Source organism: Polynucleobacter sp. JS-Mosq-20-D10 (assembly GCF_018687755.1).
Taxonomy (GTDB): domain Bacteria; phylum Pseudomonadota; class Gammaproteobacteria; order Burkholderiales; family Burkholderiaceae; genus Polynucleobacter.
On record NZ_CP061305.1, the window covers coordinates 470,375 to 484,151 of the forward strand.

Annotated in this window: 19 protein-coding genes; 13 read left to right on the forward strand and 6 right to left on the reverse strand. The window is 42.3% G+C overall.

Going from position 1 to position 13,777, the window contains the following annotated elements; translation table 11 throughout:
* Window positions 1-7: 7 nt before the first annotated feature.
* Together FD967_RS02475 and FD967_RS02480 are read right to left on the reverse strand one after the other, a co-directional pair.
* The gene (locus FD967_RS02475) at window positions 8-430 is read right to left on the reverse strand and encodes a FliG C-terminal domain-containing protein (protein ID WP_215326540.1); all 423 of its coding nucleotides are present in this window, start codon (window positions 428-430) and stop codon (window positions 8-10) included.
* A gap of 280 nt (window positions 431-710) precedes the next feature.
* The gene (locus tag FD967_RS02480) at window positions 711-1,646 is read right to left on the reverse strand and encodes a M23 family metallopeptidase (RefSeq protein WP_215326542.1); all 936 of its coding nucleotides are present in this window, start codon (window positions 1,644-1,646) and stop codon (window positions 711-713) included.
* A 110-nt stretch (window positions 1,647-1,756) separates the two neighbouring features.
* Here FD967_RS02480 and FD967_RS02485 point away from each other — a divergent pair, with 110 nt between their 5' ends.
* Window positions 1,757-2,107, forward strand: a complete 351-nt coding sequence (locus tag FD967_RS02485; protein ID WP_215326544.1) for a hypothetical protein — start codon at window positions 1,757-1,759, stop codon at window positions 2,105-2,107.
* Between the two features lie 7 nt (window positions 2,108-2,114).
* On the opposite strand, the gene FD967_RS02490 is transcribed toward FD967_RS02485, so the two are convergent.
* Window positions 2,115-2,561 carry a surface-adhesin E family protein gene (locus tag FD967_RS02490; RefSeq protein WP_215326546.1) on the reverse strand — a complete coding sequence of 149 codons (447 nt, stop codon included), beginning with the start codon at window positions 2,559-2,561 and terminating at the stop codon, window positions 2,115-2,117.
* 141 nt (window positions 2,562-2,702) lie between these two features.
* Between FD967_RS02490 and FD967_RS02495 the strand changes: the two genes are divergently transcribed.
* The 10 genes from FD967_RS02495 to FD967_RS02540 all read left to right on the forward strand — a co-directional run bounded on the left by FD967_RS02495 (window position 2,703) and on the right by FD967_RS02540 (window position 8,625).
* Window positions 2,703-3,041 (forward strand): polymer-forming cytoskeletal protein, encoded by a 339-nt coding sequence (locus FD967_RS02495; RefSeq protein ID WP_215306033.1) that lies wholly within the window; start codon window positions 2,703-2,705, stop codon window positions 3,039-3,041.
* A 24-nt stretch (window positions 3,042-3,065) separates the two neighbouring features.
* On the forward strand, window positions 3,066-3,533 hold the full coding sequence (locus tag FD967_RS02500) for a polymer-forming cytoskeletal protein (protein ID WP_215326548.1): 468 nt from the start codon (window positions 3,066-3,068) through the stop codon (window positions 3,531-3,533).
* Window positions 3,534-3,551: 18 nt separating this feature from the next.
* Window positions 3,552-3,938, forward strand: coding sequence for a polymer-forming cytoskeletal protein (locus FD967_RS02505; protein WP_215309397.1), 387 nt, complete (start codon window positions 3,552-3,554; stop codon window positions 3,936-3,938).
* Window positions 3,939-4,003: 65 nt separating this feature from the next.
* Window positions 4,004-4,876, forward strand: a complete 873-nt coding sequence (locus FD967_RS02510; protein WP_305848865.1) for a ParA family protein — start codon at window positions 4,004-4,006, stop codon at window positions 4,874-4,876.
* A gap of 4 nt (window positions 4,877-4,880) precedes the next feature.
* The gene (locus tag FD967_RS02515) at window positions 4,881-5,222 is read left to right on the forward strand and encodes a hypothetical protein (protein WP_215326550.1); all 342 of its coding nucleotides are present in this window, start codon (window positions 4,881-4,883) and stop codon (window positions 5,220-5,222) included.
* 140 nt (window positions 5,223-5,362) lie between these two features.
* Window positions 5,363-6,544, forward strand: coding sequence for a hypothetical protein (locus FD967_RS02520; RefSeq protein ID WP_215326551.1), 1,182 nt, complete (start codon window positions 5,363-5,365; stop codon window positions 6,542-6,544).
* Window positions 6,541-7,089 (forward strand): hypothetical protein, encoded by a 549-nt coding sequence (locus tag FD967_RS02525; RefSeq protein WP_215326552.1) that lies wholly within the window; start codon window positions 6,541-6,543, stop codon window positions 7,087-7,089. Before FD967_RS02520 ends, FD967_RS02525 begins: the two co-directional genes overlap by 4 nt.
* Window positions 7,090-7,469: 380 nt before the next feature.
* Entirely contained in the window at window positions 7,470-7,655 is a 186-nt protein-coding gene (locus FD967_RS02530; protein WP_215326553.1) for a hypothetical protein, read from the forward strand.
* 14 nt (window positions 7,656-7,669) lie between these two features.
* A complete protein-coding gene (locus FD967_RS02535; protein ID WP_215326554.1) occupies window positions 7,670-7,876 on the forward strand; it encodes a hypothetical protein in 207 nt (68 codons plus the stop codon).
* A gap of 158 nt (window positions 7,877-8,034) precedes the next feature.
* A complete protein-coding gene (locus FD967_RS02540) occupies window positions 8,035-8,625 on the forward strand; it encodes a hypothetical protein (RefSeq protein ID WP_215326555.1) in 591 nt (196 codons plus the stop codon).
* A 55-nt stretch (window positions 8,626-8,680) separates the two neighbouring features.
* On the opposite strand, the gene ahpF is transcribed toward FD967_RS02540, so the two are convergent.
* Both ahpF and ahpC read right to left on the reverse strand, forming a co-directional pair.
* Window positions 8,681-10,225, reverse strand: a complete 1,545-nt coding sequence (gene ahpF / locus FD967_RS02545) for an alkyl hydroperoxide reductase subunit F (RefSeq protein WP_215326557.1) — start codon at window positions 10,223-10,225, stop codon at window positions 8,681-8,683.
* Between the two features lie 118 nt (window positions 10,226-10,343).
* Window positions 10,344-10,907 carry an alkyl hydroperoxide reductase subunit C gene (gene ahpC, locus FD967_RS02550; RefSeq protein ID WP_215326559.1) on the reverse strand — a complete coding sequence of 188 codons (564 nt, stop codon included), beginning with the start codon at window positions 10,905-10,907 and terminating at the stop codon, window positions 10,344-10,346.
* A 217-nt stretch (window positions 10,908-11,124) separates the two neighbouring features.
* On the opposite strand from ahpC, the gene FD967_RS02555 reads away from it, so the two are divergent.
* Complete coding sequence (locus FD967_RS02555) at window positions 11,125-11,760, forward strand: glutathione S-transferase (RefSeq protein ID WP_215326560.1); 636 nt, start codon at window positions 11,125-11,127, stop codon at window positions 11,758-11,760.
* Window positions 11,761-11,794: 34 nt separating this feature from the next.
* On the forward strand, window positions 11,795-12,814 hold the full coding sequence (senB, locus tag FD967_RS02560; RefSeq protein WP_215326561.1) for a selenoneine biosynthesis selenosugar synthase SenB: 1,020 nt from the start codon (window positions 11,795-11,797) through the stop codon (window positions 12,812-12,814).
* Window positions 12,815-12,826: 12 nt separating this feature from the next.
* Here senB and egtD read toward each other — a convergent pair whose 3' ends face one another.
* Window positions 12,827-13,756, reverse strand: coding sequence for an L-histidine N(alpha)-methyltransferase (gene egtD / locus FD967_RS02565; protein ID WP_215326562.1), 930 nt, complete (start codon window positions 13,754-13,756; stop codon window positions 12,827-12,829).
* Between the last annotated feature and the right edge of the window lie 21 nt (window positions 13,757-13,777).

Genomic DNA, 13,777 nt, shown 5'->3' on the forward strand with positions numbered 1-13,777 from the left:
CGAGTGATTAAATGTATTTCTCATCTACAGCAGATTTACGCAGTGTGATTTTTTGAGTTTGGTGTAACTCATAAGCTACTTTCAGCATTTCTAATTGAACTGATTCGATTTCTGAGACTCTGAGCTTTTCACTATTTTGCAAATCTTCCCCGATACTCCTTGCCCTCACTTTAGTCATGGCGCCCAGTATTTTGATGCCTAAAGGTTTGCTAACATTTTTTAAGCAAACAACTAAGGTCTTATCGGAAATCTTGAGTAGAAGAGTTTGCATATCTAGAGCAGATAAAAATAGTAAGTCTTCAAAACTAAAGATACGATCCAAGATAGCTTGAGCAATTTGAGCATCATGAGTTTGGACACGTTTTACTCCAAGATCAATTTGCCCTTGATGAAGATGGGCCAAAATGTCTGCGGCATTTTTTACAGTCATGATTGCTACCTGCGCTTCAGAAAAAAATTTGAGAGATCAAACGTTTTGATTAAAGCAGCTAACAAGGAAAAGCTTATGGCTTCCAAAAACAGGCAAGCTTACGATCCATGCCAGCGGCGTAATCATGGTAGACCCATTTGTTACAAATGAATTGATCAATCGAAAGTGCGAGGCCCAAAAATATGAGCGCGCTAATTAGGTATTTGTAGAATGGCTTCATGGGTGGGGCATTCAAGGCCATTTGCTATGAGCCTAAAAGGTCTCCGAGTCCTAAGTATGCTTACCAGTATTTTGAGGGTGGGGCGTAGACCAAAATCTTTGCCGGGTTCAGATAAGTACTATGTTGATGAATCTCATAATGTAGGTGCGGGCCAGTTGATCTGCCGGTAGAACCTGATTGTGCAATCACTTGACCACGCTTCACTAACTGGCCTACTTTGACCAGGAGTTTACTGTTGTGAGCATACTTAGAAACAAAGCCTTCGTTATGGGCAATTTCAATAAAGTTGCCGTACGCCGGATCGAATGCCGACTTAATCACTGTGCCATCACCTGACGCTACGATAGGGGTGCCCGTTGGAGTAATAAAGTCAATGCCAGAGTGCTGAGCTAATTGCTGTGTAATAGGATCGATACGGACACCAAAGTTGCTGGTCATACCCAGCCTAGCATCAATTGGCGGCCCAATGGGTAAGGCTCTGAGCCAGCTATATTGCTTTTGCCATTCAGGCTCTAGTTTGGTAGCAATATCGAGAATTTCATTGGACTTGTTGGCAAGATCCTCTAGGTTATCTACTAGAGCTTTGGTGGGATCAAGCTGAAAGTTCACCGGCTTGAGAGGGCCACCAAGGTGTGCGGGGTCTAAGAGTTTCTCTTTAATGGTGCTCGGGGTAGAAATGGCAAGATAGCGATCCTTAATCGCTTTGAGTTCATTAAAGGTGGTGCTAGCCTCCTTGAGACGCTCTTGGAAAGAAGCCAGCTCTCGACGATACATGCCGTCTAGTCTTGAGCGCTCTTCAGGTGTCACTACCCCGGTAACTTCTTTAGCTAGCTCAGGATTGACTTCAAATGCGATGGTAATGCCGGTATAAAAAATCAAAATCCCAAAAGCACAAAACGTACAACCGACAATAGCCACTAAGCGTAAAACACTCTTTTTGGTGATATTGATTTGTTTGATCGAGCCAGTCGATCCCGAAACCCAAAATAGTTGCATTGATACTCTATAAGTGTTTGATTTTTTTAAATAAAATTAGGCAGCTTAGCTGCAAGGTGATCTATAATAACAACGAATTTACTTAAAGGCGACCCTCTTTTTCGCTACTTATGAATCTGTTTCGTACCACTTTTAAACTACTATTAGTTAGCCTCTTTCTATTGGGTAATCCAATAGCTCAAGGGGCAATCATTGGCCAAATGCCAGCCCACGGCGATATTTTATACATTACCGCTGAGCCTTGTACTTCTGAAACAGGCAAGATTGAGCCTAATTGGTTTTTTTCCTACAGCGTCAGTGCCACAGGTAGCGTGAGCCGCAGTTGCTACGTGAAATATAACGATCAAATCTGGATTCGGGGGCCATTTGGAGCGGAAAGTACTTATCCAATGAGTTACTTCTCCAAGCCTGCTAGCGCTGCTGAAAACAAGTCAGACGCTGCTCCAGAAGTGAAACCGTAACCAGCGCCTACTTGCCGCTTTGGTCCTTGCTGGACTGACCTGGTTTACAAAAAAACTGAAATAAGACATCACTCATCGTGTCTGGAATGACGCGCTCCCAAGGCGAGTTCGGGGTATTTTCAGCCCCCAAACTGGTGCCAGAACCCCCCGAACCTGCGTAATAACCAATATAAAACTGTTTATAGCTCTCGTAGCCAGTTCGGCAAAAGTAGGATAAATCCTGAATGACAGAAAGGGTGGGCTCTCCATTTGGACCAGCGAGAGCTTGAGAATAGCTTGTTAATAGCCAAGTGCTCACTTGCTCTGATTGGGTTTCCCTAACAGTTTTACTGTCATCGTAGTAGTAGTGATTTCCCAGTGCATCAGAGGAGATAAAGCTCCACCCTGCATGGCTGGCATTAAGCGGGTTTAGTAAAAAAGCCGTTAATGCCATCAAGATCCATTTTTTTGTCATAAAAAGAGGGTAGATTTTGGTGCGTGAAATATTTAAATTGTTCATATATAGTGCGTTAAAGCCCTTAATGGGAGTTTCAACTGATAAAATCGCTGAAATTTGTACCAATAATAGAAGTATTGCCCCCAAGGAGTGTTAAGCATGGCTGAAGCAAATCAACAAGGTTGCCTATTTGTAGGTGAAGGTGTAGTTCTCAAAGGGAATTTTGAAGTTCCGGATATTGCCTCTATTTCAGGAGTCGTTGAAGGTGAGATTACTGCAAAACAAGTCATCATAGAAGCAACAGGTGTCGTGCGTGGCAAATTGTCTGGTGAGTCGGTCGATATTCGTGGTGAAGTGAATGAGTACATTTCTTCAACCCGTAGTTTAATTATTCGTTCCACTGGTAAGGTTAGCGGTTCCATTAATTATTCTGAAATTGAGATTGAAAAAGGTGGCCATTTGCATGGTGAATTACATAATCTCAATCCCCATTCCTAATCATATTAAGCAGAACATACGACGATGTCTATCTTTTCAAAAAATTCCACTTCACAAAATAATCCAGAGCAAGATATGCAAGAGCAGCCTGATAACTTTTCTCAGTCAAATGCGCCTGAAGAGGTTGACTTTGAACCAGCTGAGCAAAATTTCCGAAGTGAAGCACCAGTTCGTTCGTCCATTAACAGTAAGCCATCGATTCTGAGTGAGGGCTTTACTTTTGAAGGTACGATAGTTTCTGATGGTGTATTGAATATTTCTGGGACTGTACGCGGCAAGGTTACCGCTAAATCTATTTTGATTGACTCGACTGGCCAAGTTGATGGTGAACTCAATACTGAAAACCTAGTGATTAAGGGGAACTTGAAGGGTGATGTTAACTGCGATGACTTAAATGTTGGTCCCCTTGCTCATGTGAGTGGAAATATCAATTACAAATATATTCATATTCAACGCGGTGGCAAGATTAGCGGTAAATTTAATAAAAACTAACCTGCAAGTAACATTGCTTTGAAACAAAATACCGTAATACGCCTGCTTGATCCGTCTAAAGAAACCTTCGGCTCAATTATTGGATCTGATTTAGAAATTACTGGTAGTTTATTAGCAACAAAGTCCCTAAGAATTGATGGCACGATAGTTGGTGATATTAAAACTAAAGCGGGCGCGGATGTTTGTATTGCCCTCGGTAAAACCGGTTTAGTGCAAGGTAATATTTCTGGGGTGCGAGTGTTGGTTGCTGGCCGAGTAGAAGGCAATGTGCTTGCAACTGAAAGAGTGGAATTGCATAGTGGCGCAGATGTCCATGGAGATATTATTTATGCTCAAATTGGTATCGAGCAAGGTGCACGTTTGAGTGGATTACTTTCTAAAATTATCAACGATGATGATAATTAGAAAGCTGGCATTGTTGGCAAAAAAGAGTAATTAACATGTATACCAATGGCACAATCAAAATTCTAGTGACCAACCAAAAGGGTGGTGTTGGTAAGAGCACGATTGCCGTTAATCTAGCAGCCTATCTTGCGATACAAGAAAATATCAAAGTGTCCTTGATTGATATGGATCCTCAAGCATCTTCTTCTCGCTGGGCTAAGAAAGCGCCGGATATTGGCGTCCAAGTCCATTGCCTTGACGTCAATTATGAAAGTAGTGGGGCGGCTCTTCTTAGCGCTCGCTCGGGTGTTCGCAAGTATTCATCTGGAGTTGAGGTCTGTATTTGTGATCTCACTTGGACGCCGGCTATGTCTGAACAATTTATCTTAGATTTTGATATGGTTTTAGTGCCCAGCTCGAACTCTAAATTTGAAATGGCCAGCACTGAAATTTTCATTCTGAAATATGCGCAACAGTGCATGTCTCGTCTGGCAGTGAACAAACAATTTATCTTGGTAGTTCCTAGTAAGGTAGAAGAGGGCTACTCTTCTCATGCCACTTTTACTAACTTAGACTTTCTCATGAATTGCCACATCACACCGCCTGTCTATCGAACACCAGAAATTGACAGTTATGTGTATGAGGATTTTCTATGTGTCTGCCCTGATCAAAAAATTGCAGCGAATTTTTCTTCTTTTGGAAAGTATATTTCTAAAAAAATCATTGAACGCAACATTGTTAGAAAATCAATTTCGATCAGTGGCAACTCTTTAAATCGTGCGATCGTGAAAAAAGTGAGCGTCCTAGATGATTATCGTGAAAGAGCACGTGGTCTCAATTTTTATGGCGGCATTGCAAACACTTTACCTGTGCCGGAACTAAAAAATGAAGGCTCAACAGAATATCGCTCGAAAAAGGGAAGCTTGGTGCCCTCTTTCTTGAGAAGGGGTGGTAATTGAACTCATGACAGACCTGAAAGATCCCTACAGAAACGATGTATTTGAAGATGAGCATGGGCGTCGAGTTGCTGTAAAGCGACTCTATACTCCCAATGAGTTAGGTGTGAGCTATGTTGAGTATAAAAATTATGATGACTCCGCTTTGCGATTTATGCCTAAAGAACAGTTTATGGAAGTGTTCCGCTGGGTCGATAACTTTGGCACAACAGATACTTTTGTCAGATTGGAAGACATCGTAGAGGCTCCAAAACAGGCTGCTAAGGAGCCAGATTCCTCGGCTAGCCCAAAGGAAGAGTCTGGCCAACAGCAGGCTGCGGATACCACTCCTCCTAAGCGTATATCCTAGCTTTGCTTTAGAGCTTTCGGCTTGGGCATAATGGTATTCGTTTGATCATACAGCGAGTAACCAAATAGATTAATTAGTAGAAATTTTTTGGAGTCCTTGAGTCCAATATTTATTCTCTTTGCATTTATTAAGGAATTTTAGTGTCCGACAATCCAATATATTCTCGCTACTTGCAAATTACTATGAAGGTGATTGCAGCTTTGTGCGGTCTTACCTTGTTATTCTCTGCAGCCCAAAGTCAAGTGATTGGATTTGATGGCGAAGGATTGCTGCAATTTTTCCTGAGTCAAATACAAAATCCAGTGCAATTTAAATTACTGGTGGGCCTCGCCTTTTTAGTTGCGGGGATTTTTTTTCCAATGCCCCAGAAAAGTAGCGCAAGATTATCTGGACCAAAAGATTTACAATCCAGCGCATACCGCTTGTATTTGGTTAATAAGTACAAGATAGAAAGAAATGCGGTCTTAAATCAATTGGTTTGCCGCGATACAGTCTTTGCAAGTCTGGAAGAGGCTTTATCTTATGCACATGGACTAGAGTGCCCACCACAACATCCTAGCTATAAAGCTCCTACCTTGGATTCCTTAAAGGATAGTTTCCCTGAAACTAGTTCTGAATTAGCAAAGGTTGCTAACACCGAATCACCTGAGAATGCTTCACTCACGGTCGGGCAACAATCTAGAAATCCATTGCCTATCACCATGATGATAGGCTCCTTGCTGTATTTAATTATTCTAGGTGGTATGTTTTACGCCCTTTCTCAAAATATAGTTAGTACTGGGATTGTTGAGGTTTCTAAAGCCCCAGAAGTTCAGAGTCCTGTAGAGGCCAATTCTAGTAACCCTAACGCTAGTGCAGAAGCGCCTAGTAGTGATGCAGTTCCTGCCGAACTTACTGCTCAAACTGTAGCTATCAATGAGCGCTGGCTTGGGGTATGGGCATCAGAGGGCAGCACTCAAAAGCTGTCGATTACATCTACTGCTGTGAAGTATGGTAACGATGAGTTTTTATGGGTTGGAGCTCGCCCCAAGGGCGTTGTAAAGTGCTGCCCAGCTTTTTATGAGGGGTCAACCAATAAGGCTGAATTATTGACAAGAATGCAGGCTCAGCAAGCTTCGCCTGAAACCCCTACAATTGACTCTCAGAAGACTGCGGCCCTGGTGAATAACCTTGGTCAAGGTAATTTTAAAAAGATTGTATTGGCCGATCCATTTCTACGAAAATATTTCTTTATTTACGATCAGAATTATGTCTATCGTGTTGGTAGAGACGTAGGTGATAAATCGCCATTCATCTTTGAGCAATTTAAGAGGCAAGAGTGAGTGATATTGATAATCCAGCATCTAAAAAAGAAGACAAGCTTCATCCTATAGAGCACTTACGATTACTTCGCGAGACTACTCCTCTACAAAAAGTCATTAATGAAATAGCTGGTCGTCAATGCATCTTTTTTTATAATACTTCTTGGGTTTTTGATTTTTCTTTAAATAACTCAGATCAGCCATGGTCAGTTACTAAGCAGGTTTATTTTCGCAACTCCCGAAGACACAAATGTTTAGCCTTTGCCTTACCCTATTTAGTTATACAAATGAAGTTTTTAGACGAGCCTAAATATTTGCGCGCAGTCGTGACCTATGGCGAAGATGTTGCCACGATGATTGGCTTTATGAGTCAGTTTGTTAAGCAAGAAAAGGGTACCAAGGTATGGGCCGAAAAACCTGGCTTTGATTGGGAGCCATGGAATATCTCTGCTTTGTTTAACCATCTCTTGAATGCCGATGGACGCTTTAATGAAATTGAGTTTTATCGCTATACCGATGCCTTTCATGTGAAATTAAAAGGTAGCTGGGAAATGATTAATGTCTAGTAGGTAGACCCGTTATTTTGATGTCAGTTTACATGCAGACTATTTGGATATAACTTAGCCTACTTGTACTACTTTTATTTATATTGAAGTACCCGGAACGATAAAATTCTATATTTATCAACAAGTTCTAATGCTTACTTTATCTATTGTTGAGAATCTTTCGATAGGCTAATGAAGTTACTGATTTATCTACTTAGAGAGTATTGTGAGGATAACTGTAGGCTTTATTTCCATCAATAAAATAGATATAAATCAATTACTTGTGAAAGGATTTCATTAGGCGAGAAAATACCTTTTACTTGCACAAATAGCTTTATCTTGCTTGCGAGAGCGTCTAGCATGGTACTAACAAGTGGACGCTTTTATTAGGAGATAAGGTCATGAACCAGTTCCAAGCGAAGAGTGATTTATCAGCAGTCTCAGCAACATTTATTCAATTAGAAATCGATGATCTGGTTAGGGATCGATTGCTTTGGCAGGAGAGGCTTGCAAGATCATTCAATCCCACAGAAATATTGCCAAATGTGATTCATCCACTTCAGGCTAATATTATTAAGATATCCTAAGCTGGAAAAAGCCCATGAGGACATATATTGCCCCCGTTAGCTTTGCCTTACTAGTAATGATAGTGGGCTTCTACTTTTTTGTTTATGAGGCTAAGCCAACATCAGGACCTCCTAAATCTGAGGAGGTTGCGATGGACTCTGACGCTAAAAAACATTTTTCTTTTATCGCTGAAAAATATGCTTCTGAAGCTTCTCAAGCATCTGGAGCTTCAAAGAACTAAGTCCATTAAGGTGCTTACGTTGAGGTCTTTATGAGCATTCTGGGCTTTATTCAGAATCTATAGAGCCTATCCCTAGATATTATCGAGCAGGCCTCTTTGCAGCCTATCTAGGCTCCCTCACTACTTCTCAATATTGAATATCTCAGGCGTAGTAAGCTATGACCTTATTAATATCAAATGAAGTGAAATTTATGACTGAATTGGATTGGGATTATTGGATTGCTAAGCAATATGTTTATACATGGCAAGCAGCTGCTTTAGTGCTTGGAGTAAACCCTCGTCAAATTAAATTTCCAAGAAGGGATTCTGCGGGAGAGCTTCATTTCGATCGGGAAAATTTTGAAGGCCTCTTTTCTGATTTCAAGCTAAAGCTAGATTTACTGATCGAGCATGCCTGGATGCAAAATTTTTCCGCTCAGAACATGCGGGTCGACTTAAAACGATTTTTGTATTGGGCTCACAATGTGGTTAAGTGGGACATGCCACAAAAGCTATTGTCCTTTGCTAAGGAAATTAATCTGCAGGATTTGGATGAGAGTGCGGATGATAAAGCGAGCATTTTATTGGATGAGCGCGCTTCCTTGCAATTGATTTGGGCTTTAAGAACGATGCTGAAGGATCATCAGTTTGGCAAAACTGATCGGGAGCTCATTTATTATTTGGCAAAACAATATCCAGATCAATCGGCCTTTAAGCGCCTCGCTTTAGAGATGAGGCTTGCTGAGGCACAGGTAGCTGCTGAGAGCTAGATGATCGGCGCTTAGAATCGCTCAGACCTGATTGAGGTCCAAGCGAGCTCACTTTTTATGAGCGAATTAAATAATCAAATGCTGACAGTGATGCCTTTGCCCCTTCACCCATGGCGATGATAATTTGCTTGTAGGGGACAGTGGTGCAGTCTCCAGCAGCAAATACACCAGGCATCGAAGTCTCACCCTTTTGATCAATGATTACTTCTCCGCGAGGAGATAAATCAATCACCCCTTTGAGCCAATCCGTATTGGGTAATAATCCAATCTGCACAAAGATCCCTTCCAGTGCCACATCATGCATCTGATGATTAGCGCGGTCTTCATAGCGTAAGGTAGTTACCTTACCGTCGGCACCTAATACTTCCTTGCTTAAGGCGTTGGTAATTACCGTCACGTTGGGCATGCTGTACATTTTTTTCTGTAATACGGCATCGGCACGCAACTTAGTATCAAACTCAATTAGGGTGACATGGTTCACAATGCCTGCCAAATCAATTGCAGCCTCTACTCCAGAGTTACCACCACCAATGACTGCGACCCGCTTACCTTTGTATAAAGGGCCGTCACAGTGTGGGCAGTAAGCGACGCCCTTACCGCGATATTCTTGCTCGCCTGGCACATTCATTTCGCGCCAGCGTGCGCCCGTACTCAGGATGACTGTTTTACTCTTCAGTACAGCGCCATTTTCTAAGGTGATCGTGATTTCATCACCAGTCTTGCGTAAGCTCTTGGCGGTTTGTAGATTCATGACATCCACTTCGTATTCCTTAACGTGCTGCTCAAGAGCCATGACTAATTTCGGGCCTTCAGTCTCTTTAACAGAGATGAAGTTTTCAATACCTACGGTATCGGCTACTTGACCACCAAAGCGCTGAGCTACCACACCAGTTCTAATGCCTTTTCTGGCAGAGTAGATTGCAGCTGATGCGCCCGCTGGACCGCCACCAATGATCAGAGAGTCGTAGGCAGCTTTAGCACTTAATTTTTCTGCATCACGTGCCGAAGTATTGGTATCCAATTTAGCGGCAATTTCTTCGACACTCATGCGACCTTGACCAAAGACTTCACCATTTAGAATGACTGTGGGCACAGCCATGATTTGGTATTGATCTACCAAACTCTGGAAAAGGGCGCCATCAATCATTTCGTGTTCGATGTTTGGATTTAGTGCGGCCATCAGGTTTAGAGCTTGCACTACATCTGGGCAGTTGTGGCATGACAAAGAGATGAAAGTCTGAAAGCGCTTTTTACCTTCTAAGCCTTTGATGCTCTCAATCACATCTTGCTCAACCTTTGGCGGATAGCCACTAGCTTGCAAAATAGCCAAAATGAAAGAAGTCATCTCATGACCCATTGGTAGGCCAGAGAATGCAATACGAGCAACTTCATCTACCTTGCCTACGGTAAAGCTAGGAATATTTTGACTACTACCTGAGGTCTTTACAGTGATCTTGGTAGATTGCTCGGCAACTTCATTCAATAGCTCTAGCATTTGGGCCGATTGAGTACTGTCATCCAAAGTGGCTTTAAGAACAATAGGGCTCTCTATTTTTTCAAAATAAGCCTTGAGTTGGGTTTTGATATTGGCGTCTAACATGCTGAATTCCTTAGTGTTGAATCTTGATGAGTCTATTGGGCAGGGTTTTTTTCCCATCCTGCCCAATAGACTCTCCGAAGAGAGTCGATTGATTGCTAATTACTTTTAACTTGGGTTCTTAGATCTTGCCTACGAGGTCTAAAGATGGGGTCAATGTTGCTGCGCCTTCTTTCCACTTAGCTGGGCACACTTCACCTGGGTGAGCAGCTGTGTACTGAGCAGCCTTGAGCTTGCGCAATGTCTCGGAGATATCGCGGGCGATTTCATTTGAGTGAATTTCAGCTGTTTTGATAACACCCTCTGGATTGATGATGAATGTGCCACGCAATGCCAAGCCTTCTTCGTCAATATGCACATCAAAACCACGTGTCAATGTATGGGTTGGATCTCCAACCAATGGGAACTTCGCCTTACCTACTGCAGGTGAAGTCTCATGCCATACTTTGTGTGAGAAATGAGTATCAGTAGTAACGATGTAAACCTCTGCGCCCATCTTTTGGAATTCAGCATAGTTATCAGCCGCATCTTCAATTTCTGTTGGGCAGTTGAATGTAAATGCTGCTGGCATGAAAATCAAAACAGACCATTTGCCCTTGAGGGACTCATCGGAAACAGTCACAAACTTACCGTTGTGGAAAGCTTGGGTTTTGAATGGAATTACTTGGGTGTTAATGAGTGACATAGGTTTTCTCCTGTAAAAATACAATAATTGGTTCACAACAGAGATCATTCTAGAGACTATTTAGATATTTGCATAATGAATAATTTATATATTAATGATCAATTTAATAGATCAGCATATATAGCCTAGCTCTGGCCTTAACAGGGGGCCTTGTTGCTTAGGTTTTGCTTCAAGTCTTCGTATGACCGAGAAAAAATCCCCGTTATAAACTGATGCTATGAAGCCGATCTTGTACTCCTATCGAAGATGTCCATATGCCATGCGAGCACGTATGGCGTTGAAATATGCCGGTATAGAGATTGAGCACAGGGAGATTGAACTCAGAAATAAGCCGCAATCTATGCTGCTTGCATCGCCCAAGGGAACCGTTCCGGTTTTATGTCTCGATGGATTCGTTCTAGATCAAAGCTTAGACATCATGCATTGGGCGCTAGAGCAGTCTGATCCAGATGGCTGGGGAGTAGTTGACCAATCGAGTTCTCAATCTTGGATCAAGAAAAACGATGGCCCATTTAAGGCTTTACTAGATCAATATAAATATCCCAACCGATTTCCAGATCTTGATCGGGAAAGTGTTCTAAATAGCGCAATGGATCTCATGATTAAGCCCATGGAGGATGCCCTTCAATTGAGTCCCTATTTATTGGGAGACAAGATATCTTGGGTAGACGTTGCTATATTTCCATTTATCAGACAGTTTGCTGCAGTTGACACTCAGCGATTTGAGGACTTGCCATTTACTGCGCTCAAGCAATGGCTCAATCAGTATCTAGAGTCTGAGTTGTTTAGCGCGGTCATGGAAAAGCATCCAATCTGGGTTAATGCCTTAGAAGGGTCTAGTTATCGAAGTTGAGAAGCATTACCTGTAGTCATTGAAATCTGGGCTTGTGCAAAAAATCTCAATTACCATTAAGACTGAAAAAATAACCTTGTCGACAGGATCCAATATCACATCCCCTATTGAAATCGTAACGCCGGCACCACAAGGAAGTTTGCACGGAAATCGGATTACGGCGCTACGCTGGCAGGATTTCTTGGAGAAACTCGGCTATGCAGTTGCAGTGACTGAATCCTGGTCAGGTGAAGATGCCGCTATGCTGATAGCGTTACATGCCTATCGAAGCTATTCATCCATCATGGCGTTTCATGAGCAGTGCCCTGATCGGCCAATTGTCTTGGTTTTGACAGGCACGGATTTGTATCGAGATATGGCAGTCCATGGTGAGGTACTTCATTCAATGGAGATGGCAGATCAATTGATTATTTTGCAGTCCTCAGCCTTGGATTCAATTCCAGCGCATCTGCGACATAAAGCCCGAGTGATTTATCAATCGGTTCGAGTTGATACCCCCGATACAGTTACAAGTACGGATTTCCCAGTAATAGTGATTGGTCACTTGAGGGAGGAGAAGGATCCTTTCTGTATCGCCCGTAGTCTTCCCTTGATACCATTCAATTCTAAGATCAAGGTCTTACATTTAGGCATGGCCATGAATGAACAAATGGAGCGTACTGCTAAGGTGTATAGCGAAACTCTAGCGCGTTACCAATGGATCGGCGAGGTAAGTCATGTTGAGGCATTAAAGGCGCTCTCTCAGAGTCGTCTGATGGTGATTTCTAGTCGGATGGAGGGCGGTGCTCATGTAGTTTCAGAGGCAATAGCGCTGGGGGTTCCAGTGATCGCTTCGGATATTCCGGGTAATCGAGGCCTGCTTGGAGATGACTATCTGGGCTACTATCCAGTCGGTGATGAGGTTGAACTTGCCAGCCTGCTATATCGCGCTGAAACCATGCCTGATTTTTATTCTGCACTTAAAAAACAGATTGATATTCGTAGAGATCTAGTGAGCCCTGACCGAGAGATGCAATCCATTCAAGAGCTGATGATTCAGCTTCTTGAGGATTAAACAAGGCATCAATTAGACTTTTGCAAAGCAAACTAAAAAGTACTGATTTGGATCAGTCCAACATTGGATATCGGCGAACCCAGCGAGACGAAGTTTTTCTACAAAATTTTCCTGGGTATATTTATAGCTATTTTCGGTATGAATTAAATCACCTGCGCTAAAAGAAATAACATGATTTTGACTTCCATTGCTCGGGAGAGTCACCTGCACATCAGAGCGTGCTCGTAAGTGCATTTCAATACGGGACTGAGAGGTGTTAAAAAAAGCATGGTGTTCCCAATCCTGAAGCTCAAAGTTACTGCCAATGAGTCGATTGACATTGAGTAGGGTATTTAAATTAAATGCGGCAGTAACTCCCAAGGGATCGTTATAGGCGAGGTGCAGGGTTTCAGTATCTTTGATTAGATCGACGCCAATTAAAAGTCCACCTTTTCCGTAGCACTCATGAGCTAGATTCATAAAAAACTGATCCGCTTTTTCAGGATCAAAGTTTCCGATTGAAGAGCCTGGATAGAAAAATACTTTACGAAGTGCTTGAATATCAGGAAAAGCTAGTGGCAAGCTAAGATCGATGGCATGAGCTGACATCGCAATCTGAGGAAACTGCTTTTGTAGATCGGCAACGGCGGCCTCTAAATATTCTTTTGAAATATCGAGCGCTCTATATTGTTTTGGCGCAATACTATTGAAAAGTTGACTTCCTTTAATGCAATTGCCCGCGCCTAGATCAACTAAAACGTCACAATGAGCTACTGCATTAGCAATCTCATGCTGATAGGTATCCATGATCCATTTCTCTGTACGAGTTGGATAGTATTCCTCGAGAAGTGTAATGACATCGAAAAGGTGTGAGCCGATATCGTCATAAAAAAACTTTGGCGATATCGATGGTATTTCTGCAGTAAGGCTTTGAAGTAACTCTTGAGTCAGTATGTGTTTCATGCAATTCATTATCTATGAAGA

Bases quoted from the DNA above. Each gene is read 5' to 3' on its own strand.
- FD967_RS02535 (WP_215326554.1), top strand. From the start codon at position 7,670: ATGAGGACATATATTGCCCCCGTTAGCTTTGCCTTACTAGTAATGATA.
- FD967_RS02555 (WP_215326560.1), top strand. From the start codon at position 11,125: ATGAAGCCGATCTTGTACTCCTATCGAAGATGTCCATATGCCATGCGA.
- ahpC (WP_215326559.1), bottom strand. From the start codon at position 10,907: ATGTCACTCATTAACACCCAAGTAATTCCATTCAAAACCCAAGCTTTC.
- FD967_RS02540 (WP_215326555.1), top strand. From the start codon at position 8,035: ATGACCTTATTAATATCAAATGAAGTGAAATTTATGACTGAATTGGAT.
- FD967_RS02495 (WP_215306033.1), top strand. From the start codon at position 2,703: ATGGCTGAAGCAAATCAACAAGGTTGCCTATTTGTAGGTGAAGGTGTA.
- egtD (WP_215326562.1), bottom strand. From the start codon at position 13,756: ATGAAACACATACTGACTCAAGAGTTACTTCAAAGCCTTACTGCAGAA.
- FD967_RS02500 (WP_215326548.1), top strand. From the start codon at position 3,066: ATGTCTATCTTTTCAAAAAATTCCACTTCACAAAATAATCCAGAGCAA.
- FD967_RS02475 (WP_215326540.1), bottom strand. From the start codon at position 430: ATGACTGTAAAAAATGCCGCAGACATTTTGGCCCATCTTCATCAAGGG.
- FD967_RS02530 (WP_215326553.1), top strand. From the start codon at position 7,470: ATGAACCAGTTCCAAGCGAAGAGTGATTTATCAGCAGTCTCAGCAACA.
- FD967_RS02485 (WP_215326544.1), top strand. From the start codon at position 1,757: ATGAATCTGTTTCGTACCACTTTTAAACTACTATTAGTTAGCCTCTTT.
- FD967_RS02515 (WP_215326550.1), top strand. From the start codon at position 4,881: ATGACAGACCTGAAAGATCCCTACAGAAACGATGTATTTGAAGATGAG.
- FD967_RS02480 (WP_215326542.1), bottom strand. From the start codon at position 1,646: ATGCAACTATTTTGGGTTTCGGGATCGACTGGCTCGATCAAACAAATC.
- FD967_RS02490 (WP_215326546.1), bottom strand. From the start codon at position 2,561: ATGACAAAAAAATGGATCTTGATGGCATTAACGGCTTTTTTACTAAAC.
- ahpF (WP_215326557.1), bottom strand. From the start codon at position 10,225: ATGTTAGACGCCAATATCAAAACCCAACTCAAGGCTTATTTTGAAAAA.